Source organism: Bacillus sp. R86525, assembly GCF_042466195.1.
GTDB lineage: Bacteria > Bacillota > Bacilli > Bacillales > Bacillaceae_G > Bacillus_A > Bacillus_A nitratireducens.
Map to the genome: position 1 here is coordinate 3,930,830 of NZ_JAXHPX010000007.1, position 17,888 is coordinate 3,948,717.

The window sequence follows — 17,888 nt, forward strand, 5'->3', positions numbered from 1 at the left end:
TTCTACAATATAATGTTGCACTTATTCTCATTTAACAAAATATTTTTTAAACGTTTCACTTTCCATATTATGCTTCACAAGAATAATAAAGTTTGTTCATTTTTTTTCCAAAACTATGTATTTTTTTTGAACAGTCTATTTGGTCCTCGACATCATTTTACAAAATCAACCGCTACTTTGTCATGTTTTTCTCAAAAAAGAAGAAAAGTTGACAAAAATAAAATAGGAAAGTGACATACACTCTCCTATTTTATTTCTCTATGCATATGAATGTAAACCCGCAATAATTAAGTTTACTACAATAAAGTTAAACATAATGATTGCAAAACCAATTACTGCAAGCCAAGCAGACTTTTCTCCATGCCATCCTTTAGATAAACGTAAATGTAATACCGCAGCATAAAAGAGCCATGTAATAAGTGCCCAAACTTCTTTTGGATCCCAACCCCAAAAGCGCGTCCAAGCAATTTGAGCCCAGATCATTGCAAAGATTAACGCTCCTAACGTAAACACCGGGAACCCTATCGCAATAGAACGATATCCGATTTCATCTAGTAAATCACTATTCGTATTCTTTACTAACGGCTGAAGTGCCGCTGATACTCGCTTACGTAAAACAAGTCTTAATACAATATAAAGTAGTGTTCCGACTAACACTGACCAAATAACAGTATTTAATTTTTTCGCATTTACAATCGCAGGGACTTCAACTGTTGGCTCTAATTTATTTTCTGTCATTAATTTCCCTTCATGCGGTCCAACTAAAGCCGGAAGATTGTACTTCATCTCCACTTGTTGTTCATTTTTATCAATCCATTGAAACTTCGCTTCATATTTCATACTAGAAAATACCGTTGTTACTCCAATAAATCCAACTGTACAAACAAGTGTGAACACGACCGTTTCTAACCAAAAAGTTCGCTTACTTCTTGTCGATTGATCTACATTCTTCAGTAAGTACATTACACCCGTAATAAAACTAATTGCTAAAATCGCTTGTCCTGCTGCTGCCGTCGTCACGTGAATATGTAACCAATTACTTTTTAAAGATGGAATAAGCGGAGATATTTCCCTTGGAAACATACTCGCATAAGCAATTAATAAAAGAGCAACTGGTAATGCAAATAATCCGATTATACTTACACGGTACATAAAATACATTACAATAAATGCTCCGACAAGCATCATGCCGAAAAATGTACCGAATTCAAAAAAGTTACTAACTGGCGCATGACCTGATGCAATCCACCTTGTAACAAAATATACTGTTTGTGCAATAAACCCTAAAATTGTGATCGTTATTCCTATATTTGCCCATTTATTACCCTTTTCTTTAATTGCTCCTCCAAAAAATAAAGTTGCAATTAAATATAAGATGAACGCAGCGAACAGAAAATTACTACTTATTTGCACCATATCGTTTCCCCACCTTAACTAATTTTTTTATCATTCATTTTATCGTTTGGTTGTGGAATCGCTGTTCCTTCTAGTACTCTTTCAATATCTTTCTTTAAACTGAACCAATTTTTATTCGTATGGCCTGCAATCCACCATTCATCATTAACACGTTGTATCCAAATACGGCGATGATTCCAATACATACCTTGAATCACACCTACCATAAATATAAATCCACCTATACCAAGAATCCAAAGCGTCAAATCTTTTCTGACTGTAAGAGCTGTTGCATTTTGCATTTCCACACCTGCAAAGGACATTTTATATTTATTATTTCCATCAGGTTCTATATTTTGCTGAATTCCAACAAAACTCACTTCACCATCTGGTGTTTCTGGCGTAAACATTTTAAACACAAATGCAGGATTGTTTGGTAATTTCGTTTTTGTATTTGGTCTTCCATTCTCATCAAAATAAAAATCTGGGAAATAGCTTAATAGTTCTAGAGAATACCCATTTCCTAAATCGTATTTTTCTGTAGGGTCTGCTAAATTCACTTTAATTGGTCCCCACTTTTGATTATTATCTTTGTTTTGCAAATGGAAGGACATGCTTTTAAATTCACTTTCTTTGTAATCCACCTGATAAACAGCAAATTGATCAAATTTCAGTGGTTCATTCACTCGAATTTCCGCTTCTTTTACTTTTTCCAGTTTCGGTTTTTGTCCTGCTATATTCTCGCCGACTGCTTTATACAATACAGCATTTGTTTGGAAATTTTTCGCAATCATTTTATCACCTACACGGTCAATTGCTTCATCAAAAACTTCCTTGTCCTTACTTTTATCATAAACTTCCTTTATAAATTTCTCGTTTTTTAAATAGTATTGACCATGCGTTCCCGGTATTTCTTTCGTTTCGCCATCACGTAACCAAAGCGCTTCGTCTACGTACATACTCGGTAAAAAACGGAGCATTGCACCAAATAAAAAGATAATGAGACCGATATGATTCACATATGGACCCCAGCGTGAAAACCGTCCCTTTTCAGCTAAAATGTTTCCGTCTTCCACTTTCACATTATAGTTCGTTTTCTTTAAATTCATTTGGACTCTTTCCAAATCACCATCTTGCGGTGTACCAGTGCCGTATAATCTCTGCCTCTTTAAAAAGCTAGGGTGTCTTTTCACCCCTTGCTTCTTTAAAGCTTTATAAAGGGGAATGACACGATCTAAACTACATATCACAAGTGAAATACCAATTGAAGCAATTAAAATCATATACCACCATGAACCGTATAAATTATTAAATCCTAATTGATAGTACAATTGCCCTAAAAATCCGTATTCTTGTTTATAATATTCAGCTGGTGCAATCCCTGGAGTTATGTACATTTCTTGCGGAAAAATAGTTCCAATCGCCGATGCAGCTAAAGTAATTACAATGAGCCATACACCCACTTTTACAGAAGAGAAAAAGCTCCAAATTTTATCAACTATCGTTTTTGTTTGCGTGAGAGATCTCCGAGCACTCCCCTCATAGCGCATATCCAATAGTTTTATATTTTCATTGCTTTCAAATGGTTTCCCACAAGCTTCACAAAAAACAGTTCCTATTGGATTAACATGTCCACATTCACACTTAATTTCTTTCAACACTCTCACCGCCCCTGTATCTATATGTACTATTGTATATTCTAACCTCAAGTTACCGCAATACTCAGAATTTTTAAACCGAAGGCGCTATAGGTAAGCACCTCTTATGTAAAGGCTTTCTTTATTACGGAGTAATTTTCTTTAAATATCCTTCTAACTGTTCTTTCGTTTGTTCACCTATAATTTGTTCGACTACTATTCCATCTTTATCAATCAAAAAACTTGTCGGTAATGGTCCTACCCCATATGTACCTATGATTTTTGTTCCTTTATCAATGGCAACTGGGAATTTCAAATCATATTGTTTCACAAAGTTCTTAACCGCAATATCTGTTTCATCTGCATCTAATGCAATAATTTCAACGCCTTTTTCTTTATACTTTGGATATAATTCATTCATATAAGGCATTTCTTTTTCACAAGGTTTACACCAGGTTCCCCAAAAGTTTAAAAATACCCCTTTACCCTTTAAGTCCTTTAATTCAATTTTCTTTCCTTCCAAATCCGTCACAACAAAATTAGGTGCTTCTTTCCCAATTTGCATTTTTTCTTTATCAGTGAAAAACCCTTGATAGAGTGTAAATCCTACAGCACCGCATAAAATGAGTAGAATAATAATGCGAAATAATAAGCGATTTTTCTTCATATTCCCTCTCCTCTCCTCGGTAAATGATATGTATTCTCTTCTGTAAATGTTGTATTGAATAAATCACCAGCAGAGTACTCCACTGGTGAAATTTTAACTCTATAACTTATCTTGGCTTTGTAGAAGCAAGTGCGCGTAATTGTTTCACCTCATGAGGTGTCAATTCTCTCGCATCACCAGGTCGCAGACTTCCTACTTCTAAGAAAGCATAACGTTCACGCTTTAATTTTACTACTTTACAATCTAACGCTTCAAACATACGACGTACTTGACGGTTACGTCCTTCATGAATCGTTAATTGTACAATTGCCGTCTCTTTACGCTTGTCCCAAGAAGTAATTTTCACATTTGCTGGTGCTGTTTTCCCGTCTTCTAACATAACACCTCGTTCTAACATGCGAATTTTCTCACCTGTTAATGGCCCTTTAATTTTTGCAACATATGTTTTTTCAACTTTATATCTCGGGTGCATTAATACATTGGCGAAATCTCCATCGTTTGTCATCAATAATACGCCAGACGTATCATAATCTAAACGTCCGATTGGGAATAAACGTTGTCTGATTTCAGGGAAAAAGTCTGTTACAACACTTCTTCCTTTATCATCTGATACACTCGAAATTACACCCGTTGGTTTATATAGTAAAAAATAAATAGGTTCTTCTTTTTCAAGAGGGATGTTATTCACTTCTACTTTATCTTGAGGAGTTACTTTTGTTCCTAACTCCTTCACTATTTTCCCATTAACTTTCACTTTTCCTTGCTGAATTAATTCCTCAGCCTTTCTTCTCGATGCAATACCTGCTTGCGCAATCACTTTTTGTAATCGTTCCATTTCTTTTTTTCACCTCGAATTTATCTTACCTTACATTAGAAAGACTTGGCAACCGCATACACTTTACGGCTATTCGCTCCTTCTTACTTAAACAACATAGCGATGATGATAAACATATAAAGGTCAAATCATGTTTTTACCCTTTATTATTGTCCACATTTTTCATATTTCTCACAATAAAAGTTCATCATTTTGTCAAAAATACCGCATAAAAAAACCACTATTAAACTACACGTTAATAGTGGTCGTATACGTATTATAAGCGAAATAGCGCAAAAAATGAATAGCATTACCGAAACAATAGAGAAACAAACACAATCGAGCAAATAATTCCGATTAAATCTGCAAAAAGCCCTACCTTTAATGCATCTCCCATTTTTCTAATACCAACAGCCCCAAAGTATACTGTTAAAATATAAAAGGTCGTATCTGTGCTACCTTGCATCGTTGAAGCTAATCTTCCAATAAACGAATCTGGCCCATATGTAGCGATTAAATCAGTCGTAATACTTAAACCAGCAGAGCCAGAAATCGGACGAATAAGTGCAAGTGGGACAATTTCGGCTGGTACATGAATTAAATCTAACATCGGCTTCATTACCGATATCATCGCATCTAGAGCACCTGATGCCCGGAAAATAGAAATAGATACAAGCATTCCTACCATAAATGGCAAAATGGAAACTGCAATTTGAATTCCTTCTTTTCCGCCCTCTACGAACGATTCATACGTCGGAACTTTCTTTATCGTGCCATATAAAAGGATAAAACCAATTACACAAGGGATTACCCATAATGAAATTGTATTTACAATACTCATTTTTTCCGCCCCTTTCTACTCCTTCTTCGGTAAAAATAGCGGTCAATCCAAATTGCTCCGATCATCGATAACACTTGTGCTATAAATGTTACGCCAACAATTTCAGTAGGATTTGCTGATTCATAAGTCATTCGAATCGAAATGACGGTAGTAGGAATTAAAGTAATAGCTGATGTATTTAATGCTAGAAACGTCACCATAGAGCGACTGGCCGAATCCTTCCCTCCATTTAACTCTTTCAGTTGTTCCATCGCTTTAATACCAAGGGGGGTTGCTGCATTACCTAGTCCAAAAAAGTTCGCCATCATATTTGATAGAATAAATCCCATTGACGGATGATCCTTCGGTATTTCCGGAAACAATCTTTTTACTATCGGCATAAAAAGTGTAACTAACTTTTTTAACAACCCTGCTTCCTCTGCAATTTTCATTAAGCCAAGCCAAAATACTAAAACGCTAATAAGTCCAATACAAATCGTTACCGCATCTTTTGATCCTTCAAATACAGCTTTAGTTACTTCTTCCATCGTTCCGTTTATCATGGCATACACAATCCCTATGACCGCCATCGCTGCCCAGACGAGATTAACCATCTATCCCAACACCTATCATATAAGAAAAGATTTCTTTTACGTTATTCCAATACATTCCGGTTGTAGCTACTAACTTTCGTTTACTGTAAAACAAATTACGTTCTCCAACTTTTTCATTTCCTACATAAATTTCGGTCTTTCCAATCTTTAACCCATCCGTAAGTTTTGCACTTTTATCGAGCTCAACTTTTAATAACACGCTTTTTCTTTCCTCTTCAGTTAAAGGAACAGAAAAACTATTTTTCGTATAAACATGATTGGCGTATTTCTTTTCATTTATTTCAGCTAGCGCTCCTTGTCCTAAAACTGTAGTTTGCTTGAAATGTTCAAAACCTTTGTCAAATAAATTCATATGATCATCCCAATCACTAGAAGCACTCAAAGTTACAACAATTAAATCTAGTCCATCTTTTGAAGCTGTTGTAACAAGTGTCCGTCCTGCTTTCTTCGTAAAACCTGTCTTTCCTCCTGTTGCAAATTCATAATAAGATGTCACAAGCTTATGTTTATTTTTCCACGGATAATCCCAAGAATCTGATTTATACGTTTTTGTTCCAAAAATTTTCTTAAAGGTCTCGTTCCCCATTGCATATTTCGTTAATAATGCCATATCATAAGCCGACGAATAATGCGATCCATCCCCATCCAAGCCATGCGGGTTTGAGAAGTGCGTATCTTTCATTCCAATTTCTTTTGCCTTTTCATTCATTAAATATACGAACCCTTCTATACTCCCTCCCACATTTTCAGCAATTACTTGTGCTGCATCATTACCTGATCTAAGCATTAACCCGTAGACTAAATCTTCTAACTTCACTTTTTGTCCAGGTTTTAAATAAATTGCTGATCCTTCTACTCGTACCGCTTCATTACTAACCGATACTAGTTCTTTCATTTTTCCTGATTCAGCAGCTAACAATGCTGTCATAATTTTTGTTATACTAGCAATTTTTTGTGGCTCATGTTCTAATTTCCCATAAAGTACACGACCAGATTGCTGTTCCATTAAAACTGCGTTACGAGCACTGACACCACCGTTCATTTTTGCATATGTAGGAATCGGCATAACACTTGCGTACATTATAATTAGCGTAATTATTATACAAATTCGTCTCATATTTCCCCCCACGTCCTTTTGGCACTTTTTGTACAAGTGTATGCTTGGCCTTTTAAAATATGAACGAAATCTTCCTTCCACCTCCAATAAAAAAGACGCATGGGATATGCGTCTAATACGGTGTCCATTCAATTTGCTTTGCACTTTCAAATCTCTTTTCTACATCGGGCCAATTTACAACATTCCACCAGTTTTTAATATATTCATCTTTTCGATTTTGATATTGCAAATAGTACGCATGTTCCCATACATCAAGTACAAGGAGGGGAATCGTATCCCATTGTGTAAATAACTGATGAAGTGTACTTTGCAAAATTTCTAACCTTCCAGATCGGGGGACCCAAACGAGAATCGCCCAACCTGAACCTTCCACTTTAGAAGCTGCTTCTGTGAAATGTTTTTGAAAACGTAAAAAACTCCCAAAATCTTGTTCGATTCGTTGTGAAAGAGCACCTCTTGGACTTCCGCCACCATCTTTTTTCATGTTATTCCAAAATATCGTGTGTAAGTAATGACCTGATCCATGAAAAGCAGCTTCTCTTTCCCAATGCTTAATTAAATCAAATTGATTTGTTTTTCTCGCTTCTTCCATCATCTTCTCTGCTTTATTTAATCCTTCCACGTAACTACGATGATGTTTATCATGGTGTAACATCATAATTTCTCGTGAAATGTACGGTTCTAACGCATTATATGGATAAGGTAATGGCGGGAGTGTATGCCCCCCAATCGGAACAGCTCGTTCGCTATCCCCTCTTTCACATAGTTCATATCCCTCTCCTTCTTGCATAAATACTTCCTGTAAATGATGTTGAATATGTTCTACATCATCACTTATTTCATACATAAACTCGGCATCTGTGTCGTATTCATGCTCCTTCATACGCTCTAATAATGTTTGAATTTTATAAGCAAGCATATGGACATCATACACTTCCATTGCACGGCTATCTAATACTTGAAGAACACTTTCACACCAGCTTTCTACTTCATGAAAGTAATCTGTAAATACACCTTGCTGACTCATGTCACACCTCCTTGATGCTTTCCACTTTAACTATATTCAATTAAAATCCCTTATATAACTGGACAAAAGGAAAAGAAGCTAAGTGTCCTTAGCTTCTTTTCCTTAATTAATATTTGTGCAACATTTTTGTTTGATAATCTGTCTCATAATATTCTAGTTCTTCACGCATCAATTGAAATTTCCCTTCTAAATCCTTCATCATTCGTTCTATAGATCCAGGTGGTGTTTGCTGAAAAACAATAGAATTTTTCCCTGTATAAGCAGAACGACTATTTTCATACCAATGATCATTCTTTGGCGAAAAAAACTCTGCAATTACTTGATGATAAATCTTATATAAAACTTTTTCAGCTGCTGTCTTTCGAAATGGCTGGCTATTCAGCAAAACAAAACATGCATCAAGTCCTTCTTCACAAAAAACAAGAAGTCTTCTTATTGACCCTAATATCCCTTTATAATATTGCTCGTTTCCTGTTGGTGTTTCCTCCAATAAAGAAGGTAACGTATGATAATTTACATAATTAGTTATTAAGGAAATGACATCTTCTAAAAATATAGAAACTTGTTCTGTTTGATTTTCAACCATCAAATTAGACATGGCTTCTCTCTCCTTTGCCGTTTTACGCTATTTCTACTCTTTTATTTTTATGTAATTCAGCTAATATTTCTTGTACTTTCACCACTGTTCCTTCGTCAAAGTATCGTTGAAAGTCTGTTACTTCATTGAGATACAAGCGCTTCTGCGCTCGTAGCTCTTTATTGTTCACTAAACAAGCGATTGCTACAATATCTCGTAAATATACGTCTTGTTCTTCTACTTTATAAACTGGATTTCCTTCAAAAGGGGTAATTTCTTGTAAAATTTCTTCAAAATATCGAACATATAAGACAGAAAAGGTTTTCTCTTGATTATTTAATACATATGTCACTTCAGATCTATTAAAAAAATCTTCTGATGTATTCGGTTTTGCTTTTTCTAACTCATATCCTGCATAACCTATTATAATCATCTACTTCCCCTCCCTCCCTTCCTTCCTTCTTTCACCTCATTTTAACTCAATTTTCCGATAAACGAAATATTCTTTTAAATATAACCTATATAAAAAATAGCTTCCCTATACAGGAATTTACCTTTTTATTTTTCTTGAAGTTTGTCATAATAATATTATTGTCTCAGTTTTCTTACACAAGGAGAGTTGTATTTATGTCGTTTTCATGGAAACGTTTCTTACAAATCGGGAAAATACTCTTCCCATTTGTTGTCTTAACAATTGTTTTCTTTCAAGCTAAAAAAGAATTAGCAGGCATTTCTTTTTTAGAAGCGATTGAAACAATTAAAAACATTCCAACTGGTGGAGTATTTTTAGCGATTACACTCGGTGCATTTGCCGTTTCAACAATGTTCTTTTATGACTTTGTTATGCTTCGTTACTTAAAAGCCGATATACCTGTGCAAAAGATTTTCCGCATCTCATGGATTGCAAACACTTTAAATGGATTTATCGGTTTTGGTGGTCTTGTTGGTGCCGGTGTACGTACAATGTTATATCGTCCGCATATAAAAGATAATGGGAAACTTATTAAAAGCATAGCTTGGATGACAACCGCTTTTATTAACGGATTAGCCATTCTTTCATTCCTCGGCCTTATTGGAATATTAGACACTAGTTTTATTCTGCACGAAAAACCGTGGTTATGGCCTGTTCTTATCTTCTTTGCTCTTTTCGTTCCTATATATATTGGATTTTCTAAAATTAAAAATAGAAAAACAAAACAGCTAGACGGACAAGAGGATGTAGAAGAAGAAGAGAAAAATCCAACTGTTTTATATTCATTAGTTTCATTAGTTGAGTGGGTATCTGCTGGTATCGTTATGTACGTCATTTTAATATTGTTTGGAATTGATATTGAATTTCAAAAGTTTTTAGGTGTTTATGTAATTGCAGCTTTAGCCGGTGTCGTAAGTCTTGTCCCTGGTGGCCTTGGTTCATTTGATCTTGTTTTCTTAACTGGACTCGGACAATACGGCATTGATACAGGTGTATTACTACCTGCTATGTTATTATATCGCCTTGTCTATTACATCTTACCATTCTGCCTTGGTCTCATTTTTGCAGCCTTTGAAATGACAGGAGCAGCCATTAAAAAAATTGAAGATAAACCATTTATTGCACCTGCATTAGAAACAACTGGTGTAATTTGGACTTTACAACGTGATTTTTTAGGAAAATTAGGTTCATGGGCATCTGCCGCTTTAACAGTATTCGCTGGCTTGATGGTTATTCTATCAACAATTTTACCAACTAGTATTAACCGAGCTCACGCCTTACATATTTTAGCTCCCAAGCACCTTATTCAATTTTCTTTTAGCTTATCATTAACATTTGGTATTCTCCTCCTGATTCTTTCGCGAGGAATATATTATGGAACAAAGCGTTCTTACTATATGACGATTGTTTCTTTAATTGGAGCAGCAATCTTTAATACCCTAAAAGGAATTGATATTGAAGAAACCTTTATTTTATTAATCGTACTTGCTGTGTTGTATATGCTTCGTAAAAGATTTGTACGCGAGAAAATGGAAGTCTCTCTTTCTGATATCGTAAAAGTATTTATCTTCTTATTGCTTACGTTATATTTATATAAAAACTTAGGCATTTTATTTGCAGGCGCAAAAGAAGCATTCCAACCCGATTTTGTCGTTCGAAATATTACACAGGTTAAACGAAGTGCATTAGCAGCCGCCTTTTTCGTTCCTACTTTTTTACTTATCGGTTCACTAATTGCCAATCGTTACCGTAGTGAATTTCCCGGGCAACCAGCTAATGATAAAAGGTTAGAAAACTTCTTAGAGGAACATGGCGGAAATGTACTTAGTCATTTAGGTTTTTTAGGAGATAAACAGTTCTTCTTCAGTAGTGACGGAAAAGCACTTCTTCTCTTTTCAATTACTGGAAAACGTCTTGTTGTACTTGGTGATCCAATTGGTGATCCATCCTCCTACCGTACTGTGTTGCAAGAATTTTTAGCTGAAGCTGATCGATTTGGGTATATTTGCGTATTTTATCAAATTGAAAGTAAATGGATGAGCTTATACCATGATTTCGGCTATAACTTCTTTAAACTTGGCGAAGAGGCTGTCGTTGATTTAAATACGTTTACAATAACAGGGAAAAAACGTGCTGGCATGCGAGCTACTTTCAACCGTTTTGAACGAGAAGGTTATACATTCTCTATTCATGAGCCACCATTCTCAGACGAATTATACGAGGAATTAAAGAAAGTGTCTGATGCTTGGCTTGGCGGAAAAAAAGAAAAAGGATTTTCACTTGGGTACTTCGATCGTGAGTATATTAGCCGTGCCCCTATCGCTACTTTATCTGATGCAGAAGGAAAAATAATTGCCTTTACAACCTTTATGCCAGTATATCAAAGTGGCATATTATCTGTTGATTTAATGCGTTATTATCCAGACGCTCCTAGCGGGATCATGGATGCAATTTTTATCCACTTATTCCACTGGGCAAAAGAAAATGAATACCATTCCTTTAATATCGGTATGGCACCACTCTCAAATGTCGGTTTATCAACGCAATCGTTCTGGTCTGAACGAGTTGCCGCTGCAATATTTAATAACGTTCGTTACACATATAGCTTCAGCGGTTTACGACATTTCAAAGAAAAATACAAACCTGCATGGAGTGGAAAATATTTAGCATTTCGAAAGAATCATTCTTTACCAATTACAATGCTCGCTGTAACAAAATTAATAGGAAAACGAAAAAACAGCTAAGTACTTAGCTGTTTTTTCGTTTTTGCACTTGTATACTAAACTCTTTTGTATATTTCTTACCATTTATATAGAAATCTCCCCATATTTTATATGTTCCTTCTTCAGGAAATGTAATTCTATATTGTAATTGTTCATCCGTATCAACAGGAATGGCGTATAAAAAATGCTCCCTCGTCTCATCAACGATATAAAGAGCGTTGACTTCACCTCTCCCTGAATTTAATTTCAGCTTTTCTCCCTTTTTCGCTTGAAACTGAAATGTTAATGTTGTTGCCTCATTCGGGTGTAATGCACCAAATAACAGAGACACTTGATGCTCTCCTATATTTTTTGTAAGTACAGTATCAACAGGTAGTTTCTTTTTATTCTTGTTCTTGTCCTTGTCCTTGTTTTTCTCCTTCTTTTCTTCACCAAAATCTTTCTTAGAAAATGATTCCACGGACTTGTTTTCATCTTCATATAAAAATATCGTGTACTCTTCACCTTTCGTTACATCCGAAGATAGCTTATACGATCCATTTCCAGCAAATATAGGCTTCGTCTGTTGTATGTTTTTCAAATTCCCATCTACTATCACTGCTCGAATTTGATCGTTCACACCACGAACTTCATTATTCATTTTATTTAGCAATTGAAACGAAATATCGACTTTTTCATTTCCCTTTTTATTTTTCACATCCCATTTTACTTCCTGAACATCTCCTGTCGTTTCAACTGACTCTTGATATTTTTTTATATAAAACCCTCCTGCCACAATAAGTACTAATGCAATAAGTCCAATGACAAGATTTTTCAAAATATCACCTACCATTTTTAATGTCTCTTTCCATATAAAACTTCTTATTGTATATATTCTAGATTATTATTTATTAAATCCTCCTATTTCGTACATATTACAAATAATAAAAAGATTTTAATTGACAGGATCCGTAGTGTATAATGCAAATGATATTGATTTCTATCAATACATAATAAGGAGGACTTTTCATGAGTGTACATATTGAAGCAAAACAAGGCGAAATTGCTGAATCTATTCTATTACCTGGTGATCCATTACGTGCAAAATATATCGCTGAAACATTTTTAGAGGACGTTACTTGCTATAACAACGTGCGTGGTATGTTAGGTTTCACTGGAACTTATAAAGGAAAGCGTGTATCTGTTCAAGGTACAGGTATGGGTGTTCCTTCTATTTCTATTTATGTAAACGAATTGATTCAAAGCTACGGAGTAAAAAATTTAATCCGCGTTGGAACTTGTGGTGCCATTCAAAAAGATGTAAAAGTACGTGACGTTATTATTGCAATGACAGCTTGTACGGATTCTAATATGAACCGCTTAACATTCCCAGGATTTGATTTTGCACCAGCTGCAAACTTCGATCTTCTAAAGAAAGCTTATGATGCTGGAACAGAAAAAGGCTTACACGTTCGTGTTGGTAACGTTTTAACAGCAGACGTATTTTACCGTGAAAGCATGGATATGGTTAAAAAGTTGGGAGAGTACGGTGTATTAGCAGTAGAGATGGAAACAACTGCTCTTTACACATTAGCAGCTAAATACGGTGTAAATGCATTATCTGTATTAACAGTAAGCGACCACATCTTTACTGGTGAAGAAACGACTTCTGAAGAACGTCAAACTACATTTAACGAAATGATCGAAATCGCTTTAGATGCAGCAATTCAGCAATAGTACATTAAAGAACTTGTCATACGTCTGGCGAGTTCTTTTTTATGCTAAAAAACTTCAACAGTCACTATACCTTCTACTTTATGTGACTTTCTATAAAAAACTACTTTACAGAGAGACAGATTTCTCCCTCTACTTTTTTGTAACGTTTGTTATAATTAAGAAACCATTTATATTACAGTATTTTTCATACGAGGTGAAACAGTGAAAAACAGAAGCATCGTCTTTAAACTATTTTTATTAACATCAACTTTATTTACAATTATATTTCTCCTTTTTTTCCTTGGACAATCTCTATTTTTAGAGAAGTTTTATATTAATAAGAAAGTAAAAACCGTTCAGACGGCTTTTGAAAAATTCGTAAATAATTACGAAAAAAGCGCCCAAGACTTTGAGGACACTAGAAAATTAAAACAAGAATTTCATGATAAAACAAATGCCGAAATCCAATTTTTAGATTCTAACGGAATTATTAAAAGTGAAAACAGTTTTTACATTGATGTGATTAACCCTAACAATAATAAAACCTATTCCATCCCCCTTAACAACCTTTTAACACCTGAAGAATATAATAAATTCGTAAACTTAGGATTAAAAAAAGATGGAATAATTTATGTAGACGGACTACTCCAGCCGAATAATATAATAACACCTCAAGAATTAATAACTAATAATACTAGATGGGAAAACGAACAATTCAATTCAGATTTTCAATCTATTAGTGGGAATCCATCTAAAAATAAACTTAAAAATCGATATAATAATACTGGTTCTCCAATCCATTTTACTGGGGTAATATCTAAATTACAGCTTCCTTCCAAGACTGAGATTCGTCTTGCAAAGGATTTTGAAACATTACAAGCTGTTCAATACTTTGCAAGAACTATTAGGCAAGGTACTTCTAATTCAAATCAATTAAACACGTATATTTTAGATAGTGGGGAAAATATAAAAAACAGTGTCTTTGTAAAGCCTATTATGGAAAACGGAGAAATTAAGGAATACGCTTTTGCGATAGCATCTTTACAACCTGTTAATGAAGCGATGCTCGTTTTAAAAGATTATTATGTCTATGCCTTAATTATCGTGTTTCTCGTTATTATTTTGTTATCCTTCTACTACTCAAAAATCATCGTTAAACCATTAATTAAGATAAATCGCGTTACAAAAAAAATGGCTAATTTTGATTTTAGCGAGAAATTACCTGTTTCAGCAGATGATGAAATTGGTGGGTTATCCGGTAGTATTAATACACTCTCTGTAAACTTAAAAGACCGAATTGATCGATTAAATGTTGCCAATACAAAATTACAACAAGATATTGAACGCGAACGCCAATTGGAAAAAACGAGAAAAGAATTCATTTCTGGTGTGTCTCATGAATTAAAAACACCACTCAGTGTTATTCGTAGCTTCGCTGAAGGTATTAAAGATGGCGTAAGTAAAGATACGACATATTACACAGATGTTATTTTGGAAGAAACAGAAAATATGAATAGGCTTATTGTAGAAATGTTAGAATTAGCAAAACTAGAATCAGGTACGTACAAACTAGACATGTCGACGTTCTCGATCGGCGAATTAGTTCAACAAGTCTACGCAAAATTATCATTTAGCATGGAGGAAAAACATTTGCAAGTGGACGTCCAGGCCGACTCTTCTTTATTTGTTAAAGCAAATCGTAGCCGTATTGAGCAAGTGGTTGTGAACTTACTTAGTAATGCAATTCGATACACTCCAGATGGAGAAAGAATACACGTCTCTGTTGTAGAAACGGAAGATAATGTGAAAATTGAAATCGAAAACACAGGTAATCCTATTCCAGAAGAAAGCCTTGAAAAGATTTGGGATCGCTTCTACCGTTTAGACGCTTCTCGTAGCCGTCATACTGGAGGTACTGGTCTTGGGTTATCTATTGTGAAAAACATTTTAGATCTCCATCACGCCGAATACGGTGTGTATAATACTACTAATAGCGTTGTATTTTATTTTAATTTACAAAAAGTAAAAGAAGTCAAATAATTTGTCTTAATTTCACTAGGAGTTCACATGAAATTCACACTCTCCCTTTATAGTTAGAAACAAGTTAATCCTTTCCTTTACACACATAAAAGAGGAGAGTGCGTGAAATGAAACAAGCAGGACAACCAATTCAAAACGAAAAACAATTAGAAACTATCAAAAATATACTTTTACAATCTTCGAAACGTGATGGCTTATTATTCGTATTAGCTGTAAATTCTGGCTTGAAAGTAAGTGAAATCTTACAATTAAAAGTTAGTGATGTAATCGATGAAAACGAAAATGTTCGCCATTCCATTTTATTTTACAATGAAAAAGTAAAGAAACATAAATGGTTTGCTGTAAATGAAGACTTACAGCACGCAATCGAAGACTACATGAAAGAACGTAAAACTTGGAAACGTAATGAGCCATTATTAAAGTCTCAAAAAGGGACAAAGTCTATTACGAGACAGCATGCATGGTACATTTTAAACAAAGCTGCAAAAGAAGTTGGATTAGAAGGGATTAGCTCACATACACTTCGAAAAACTTGGGGCTATTGTGCATACAAATCAGGTGTTGATATCGCATTTTTACAACACTTCTTTGACCACAGTACTCCATCAAAAACTTTAAAGTATATCGGTATTGCTTAATAACTCTTATACATAAAAAAGGTTACCATTTATAAATCTGGTAACCTTTTTTATGTTTCATATTCTCTTTTCTTGTCTCTCCTATACTGTAGTGGTACTCTAATAGTAAGGGGGAGAAATTATGAACACATTAACAATTGAATTACCGAAAGAAACGGCTGAAAAACTTGATTTATTAAAGAAAGCTTATCAAAAGAAAACAGGTGCTACTATTTCTGAAAGCACTCTCGTTCAAACACTTATCTCAAAGGAATTTATCCAAGCGATAACTCCTTTTGATTTACAACAAATCATCAATGGAAAAGAACAGCAGTAATCGCTGTTCTTTTTTTATTACTATTTAAAATATAAAGTGAAACTTTAATCAGTGGGGGTTTTGTTCATCCTCCACTGATTATTAACCTTCACCAATCGGGCGTTTACGGGCAGCAGGGCTCCCACCTAACTTCTTTGCTCCAGCCACATTTTGAGGTAGGAGTTTTACTGCCCACAAATAGCAGGATAAAAAGTTTTTTACTTATTTTCCGAAAAACCATTGACAATGATAATGATAACCATTATCATTTATTACGAAGCCAACAATTGATGAATCAACCAAACGCTCAGTAACATTGTTACCCCTCTTTTTCATATAGAAAGGCACTGTACATTCCCCCTGTTTGTACAGTGCCTTTCTTGTGTATTATCATTCAAACAAATTTAATTGCTCAGGCTTCGGCTCACCATATGTAATGTTCATCATTTTCATAAGCTGTTTCGCATTATCCGCGGCATCTCCACCTGAATTATTATTAAACAATACATATATATCCTTCGTCTTCTTTTTCAATCGCTCTAATCGTTCTACCCATTCCGCCAACTCTTTATTATTATAACGATATAAACAGCGAACCGCTCTCCAATTTTCTCCTTTATCCAGCCAACCATGAACATTTCGGCCATGAAAACGTATTAACGCCATGTCTGAGTTTGTTGCCTCTAATATAAGCGGTACTGATCCTATTCCTGCCTGAGGCTCATCGCAAATTGTATGAATCCATTTTTCTTTTTCTAAAAACTGTAACGTCTTATCTCTCATTTCTGGATAAAACCATGTTTGATTTCGAAATTCTATTGCACATGGTAAATCTTCCATTTTTTCTTTCGTATATCGAAGTAAATCTACATTTTTCACTTTACAATCAAACCATGGTGGATATTGAAATAAAATCATTTTTAATTTATTTGCTTCTATTAAAGGAAGAATGGATTGTTTATACACATCAAACATCTCATCGAACGTAGAAAAAGGGATTTCCCCTTTCATATGTCCTGTCATCCCTTGATAGGCTTTTACTATAAAAGAAAAATCTTTCGGCGTTTCCATCGCCCATTTTGTATAATTCCGCGCAGGTTGTATCGCATAAAATGAACTATCTACTTCCACAATGGGAAAATGTTCACTATAAGTTCGCAATTTTTTTCTATTTTCATAGGGATTTATATATAAAGAATCATGATCTCCCCACCCTGTCACTCCAATGAAAAGCAAATATATCCCTCCCTTTTTAACTTCACCTTCTATCCATTCTACTCACTTCCCGGACATTTCAGCTAATCAATTTCATTAAGTAGCCCTTCTTTAAGAGTATCCGTATAAAAATATGATATAC

Annotated in this window: 18 protein-coding genes; 5 read left to right on the forward strand and 13 right to left on the reverse strand. The window is 34.7% G+C overall.

Annotation, left to right across the window (positions count from 1 at the left end):
* Window positions 1-258: 258 nt before the first annotated feature.
* The 10 genes from resC to SJY24_RS22965 all read right to left on the reverse strand — a co-directional run bounded on the left by resC (window position 259) and on the right by SJY24_RS22965 (window position 9,101).
* The gene (resC, locus tag SJY24_RS22920) at window positions 259-1,416 is read right to left on the reverse strand and encodes a cytochrome c biogenesis protein ResC (protein WP_377866293.1); all 1,158 of its coding nucleotides are present in this window, start codon (window positions 1,414-1,416) and stop codon (window positions 259-261) included.
* 14 nt (window positions 1,417-1,430) lie between these two features.
* Window positions 1,431-3,056, reverse strand: coding sequence for a cytochrome c biogenesis protein ResB (gene resB, locus SJY24_RS22925; RefSeq protein ID WP_000910542.1), 1,626 nt, complete (start codon window positions 3,054-3,056; stop codon window positions 1,431-1,433).
* A 121-nt stretch (window positions 3,057-3,177) separates the two neighbouring features.
* A complete protein-coding gene (gene resA, locus SJY24_RS22930) occupies window positions 3,178-3,699 on the reverse strand; it encodes a thiol-disulfide oxidoreductase ResA (RefSeq protein ID WP_377866294.1) in 522 nt (173 codons plus the stop codon).
* 106 nt (window positions 3,700-3,805) lie between these two features.
* Window positions 3,806-4,534 carry a 23S rRNA pseudouridine(2605) synthase RluB gene (gene rluB, locus SJY24_RS22935; RefSeq protein ID WP_000440549.1) on the reverse strand — a complete coding sequence of 243 codons (729 nt, stop codon included), beginning with the start codon at window positions 4,532-4,534 and terminating at the stop codon, window positions 3,806-3,808.
* A gap of 289 nt (window positions 4,535-4,823) precedes the next feature.
* On the reverse strand, window positions 4,824-5,354 hold the full coding sequence (spmB, locus tag SJY24_RS22940; RefSeq protein ID WP_002201161.1) for a spore maturation protein SpmB: 531 nt from the start codon (window positions 5,352-5,354) through the stop codon (window positions 4,824-4,826).
* Window positions 5,351-5,947 (reverse strand): spore maturation protein SpmA, encoded by a 597-nt coding sequence (gene spmA, locus SJY24_RS22945; RefSeq protein ID WP_000247803.1) that lies wholly within the window; start codon window positions 5,945-5,947, stop codon window positions 5,351-5,353. The genes spmB and spmA overlap by 4 nt, the downstream gene beginning before the upstream one ends.
* Complete coding sequence (locus SJY24_RS22950) at window positions 5,940-7,064, reverse strand: D-alanyl-D-alanine carboxypeptidase family protein (RefSeq protein ID WP_377866295.1); 1,125 nt, start codon at window positions 7,062-7,064, stop codon at window positions 5,940-5,942. The genes spmA and SJY24_RS22950 overlap by 8 nt, the downstream gene beginning before the upstream one ends.
* Before the next feature lie 112 nt (window positions 7,065-7,176).
* Window positions 7,177-8,091, reverse strand: a complete 915-nt coding sequence (locus SJY24_RS22955; protein ID WP_377866296.1) for a superoxide dismutase — start codon at window positions 8,089-8,091, stop codon at window positions 7,177-7,179.
* A 106-nt stretch (window positions 8,092-8,197) separates the two neighbouring features.
* On the reverse strand, window positions 8,198-8,689 hold the full coding sequence (locus SJY24_RS22960) for a YpuI family protein (protein WP_000067564.1): 492 nt from the start codon (window positions 8,687-8,689) through the stop codon (window positions 8,198-8,200).
* A 22-nt stretch (window positions 8,690-8,711) separates the two neighbouring features.
* Window positions 8,712-9,101 (reverse strand): hypothetical protein, encoded by a 390-nt coding sequence (locus SJY24_RS22965; protein ID WP_016129016.1) that lies wholly within the window; start codon window positions 9,099-9,101, stop codon window positions 8,712-8,714.
* 194 nt (window positions 9,102-9,295) lie between these two features.
* Here SJY24_RS22965 and mprF point away from each other — a divergent pair, with 194 nt between their 5' ends.
* Window positions 9,296-11,884, forward strand: coding sequence for a bifunctional lysylphosphatidylglycerol flippase/synthetase MprF (mprF, locus tag SJY24_RS22970; protein WP_377866297.1), 2,589 nt, complete (start codon window positions 9,296-9,298; stop codon window positions 11,882-11,884).
* A 4-nt stretch (window positions 11,885-11,888) separates the two neighbouring features.
* Here mprF and SJY24_RS22975 read toward each other — a convergent pair whose 3' ends face one another.
* On the reverse strand, window positions 11,889-12,695 hold the full coding sequence (locus SJY24_RS22975; RefSeq protein ID WP_377866298.1) for a hypothetical protein: 807 nt from the start codon (window positions 12,693-12,695) through the stop codon (window positions 11,889-11,891).
* Between the two features lie 176 nt (window positions 12,696-12,871).
* Between SJY24_RS22975 and deoD the strand changes: the two genes are divergently transcribed.
* The 4 genes from deoD to SJY24_RS22995 all read left to right on the forward strand — a co-directional run bounded on the left by deoD (window position 12,872) and on the right by SJY24_RS22995 (window position 16,552).
* Window positions 12,872-13,579 (forward strand): purine-nucleoside phosphorylase, encoded by a 708-nt coding sequence (deoD, locus tag SJY24_RS22980; protein WP_000110708.1) that lies wholly within the window; start codon window positions 12,872-12,874, stop codon window positions 13,577-13,579.
* Window positions 13,580-13,780: 201 nt separating this feature from the next.
* Window positions 13,781-15,598, forward strand: a complete 1,818-nt coding sequence (locus SJY24_RS22985) for a sensor histidine kinase (RefSeq protein WP_377866299.1) — start codon at window positions 13,781-13,783, stop codon at window positions 15,596-15,598.
* A gap of 107 nt (window positions 15,599-15,705) precedes the next feature.
* The gene (locus SJY24_RS22990) at window positions 15,706-16,236 is read left to right on the forward strand and encodes a tyrosine-type recombinase/integrase (protein WP_000806236.1); all 531 of its coding nucleotides are present in this window, start codon (window positions 15,706-15,708) and stop codon (window positions 16,234-16,236) included.
* A gap of 121 nt (window positions 16,237-16,357) precedes the next feature.
* A complete protein-coding gene (locus tag SJY24_RS22995) occupies window positions 16,358-16,552 on the forward strand; it encodes a DUF3924 family protein (protein ID WP_001094855.1) in 195 nt (64 codons plus the stop codon).
* A 201-nt stretch (window positions 16,553-16,753) separates the two neighbouring features.
* On the opposite strand, the gene SJY24_RS23000 is transcribed toward SJY24_RS22995, so the two are convergent.
* Window positions 16,754-16,879, reverse strand: a complete 126-nt coding sequence (locus SJY24_RS23000) for a hypothetical protein (RefSeq protein ID WP_001117482.1) — start codon at window positions 16,877-16,879, stop codon at window positions 16,754-16,756.
* Window positions 16,880-16,921: 42 nt separating this feature from the next.
* Window positions 16,922-17,767: a DUF72 domain-containing protein gene (locus tag SJY24_RS23005; RefSeq protein ID WP_377866300.1), complete on the reverse strand. Its 846-nt coding sequence runs from the start codon at window positions 17,765-17,767 to the stop codon at window positions 16,922-16,924.
* Window positions 17,768-17,888: the final 121 nt, after the last annotated feature.

Bases quoted from the DNA above. Each gene is read 5' to 3' on its own strand.
- SJY24_RS22965 (WP_016129016.1), bottom strand. From the start codon at position 9,101: ATGATTATAATAGGTTATGCAGGATATGAGTTAGAAAAAGCAAAACCG.
- deoD (WP_000110708.1), top strand. From the start codon at position 12,872: ATGAGTGTACATATTGAAGCAAAACAAGGCGAAATTGCTGAATCTATT.
- mprF (WP_377866297.1), top strand. From the start codon at position 9,296: ATGTCGTTTTCATGGAAACGTTTCTTACAAATCGGGAAAATACTCTTC.
- SJY24_RS22950 (WP_377866295.1), bottom strand. From the start codon at position 7,064: ATGAGACGAATTTGTATAATAATTACGCTAATTATAATGTACGCAAGT.
- SJY24_RS22975 (WP_377866298.1), bottom strand. From the start codon at position 12,695: ATGGTAGGTGATATTTTGAAAAATCTTGTCATTGGACTTATTGCATTA.
- spmB (WP_002201161.1), bottom strand. From the start codon at position 5,354: ATGAGTATTGTAAATACAATTTCATTATGGGTAATCCCTTGTGTAATT.
- SJY24_RS22960 (WP_000067564.1), bottom strand. From the start codon at position 8,689: ATGTCTAATTTGATGGTTGAAAATCAAACAGAACAAGTTTCTATATTT.
- SJY24_RS22995 (WP_001094855.1), top strand. From the start codon at position 16,358: ATGAACACATTAACAATTGAATTACCGAAAGAAACGGCTGAAAAACTT.
- resA (WP_377866294.1), bottom strand. From the start codon at position 3,699: ATGAAGAAAAATCGCTTATTATTTCGCATTATTATTCTACTCATTTTA.
- resC (WP_377866293.1), bottom strand. From the start codon at position 1,416: ATGGTGCAAATAAGTAGTAATTTTCTGTTCGCTGCGTTCATCTTATAT.
- rluB (WP_000440549.1), bottom strand. From the start codon at position 4,534: ATGGAACGATTACAAAAAGTGATTGCGCAAGCAGGTATTGCATCGAGA.
- spmA (WP_000247803.1), bottom strand. From the start codon at position 5,947: ATGGTTAATCTCGTCTGGGCAGCGATGGCGGTCATAGGGATTGTGTAT.
- SJY24_RS22990 (WP_000806236.1), top strand. From the start codon at position 15,706: ATGAAACAAGCAGGACAACCAATTCAAAACGAAAAACAATTAGAAACT.
- SJY24_RS22955 (WP_377866296.1), bottom strand. From the start codon at position 8,091: ATGAGTCAGCAAGGTGTATTTACAGATTACTTTCATGAAGTAGAAAGC.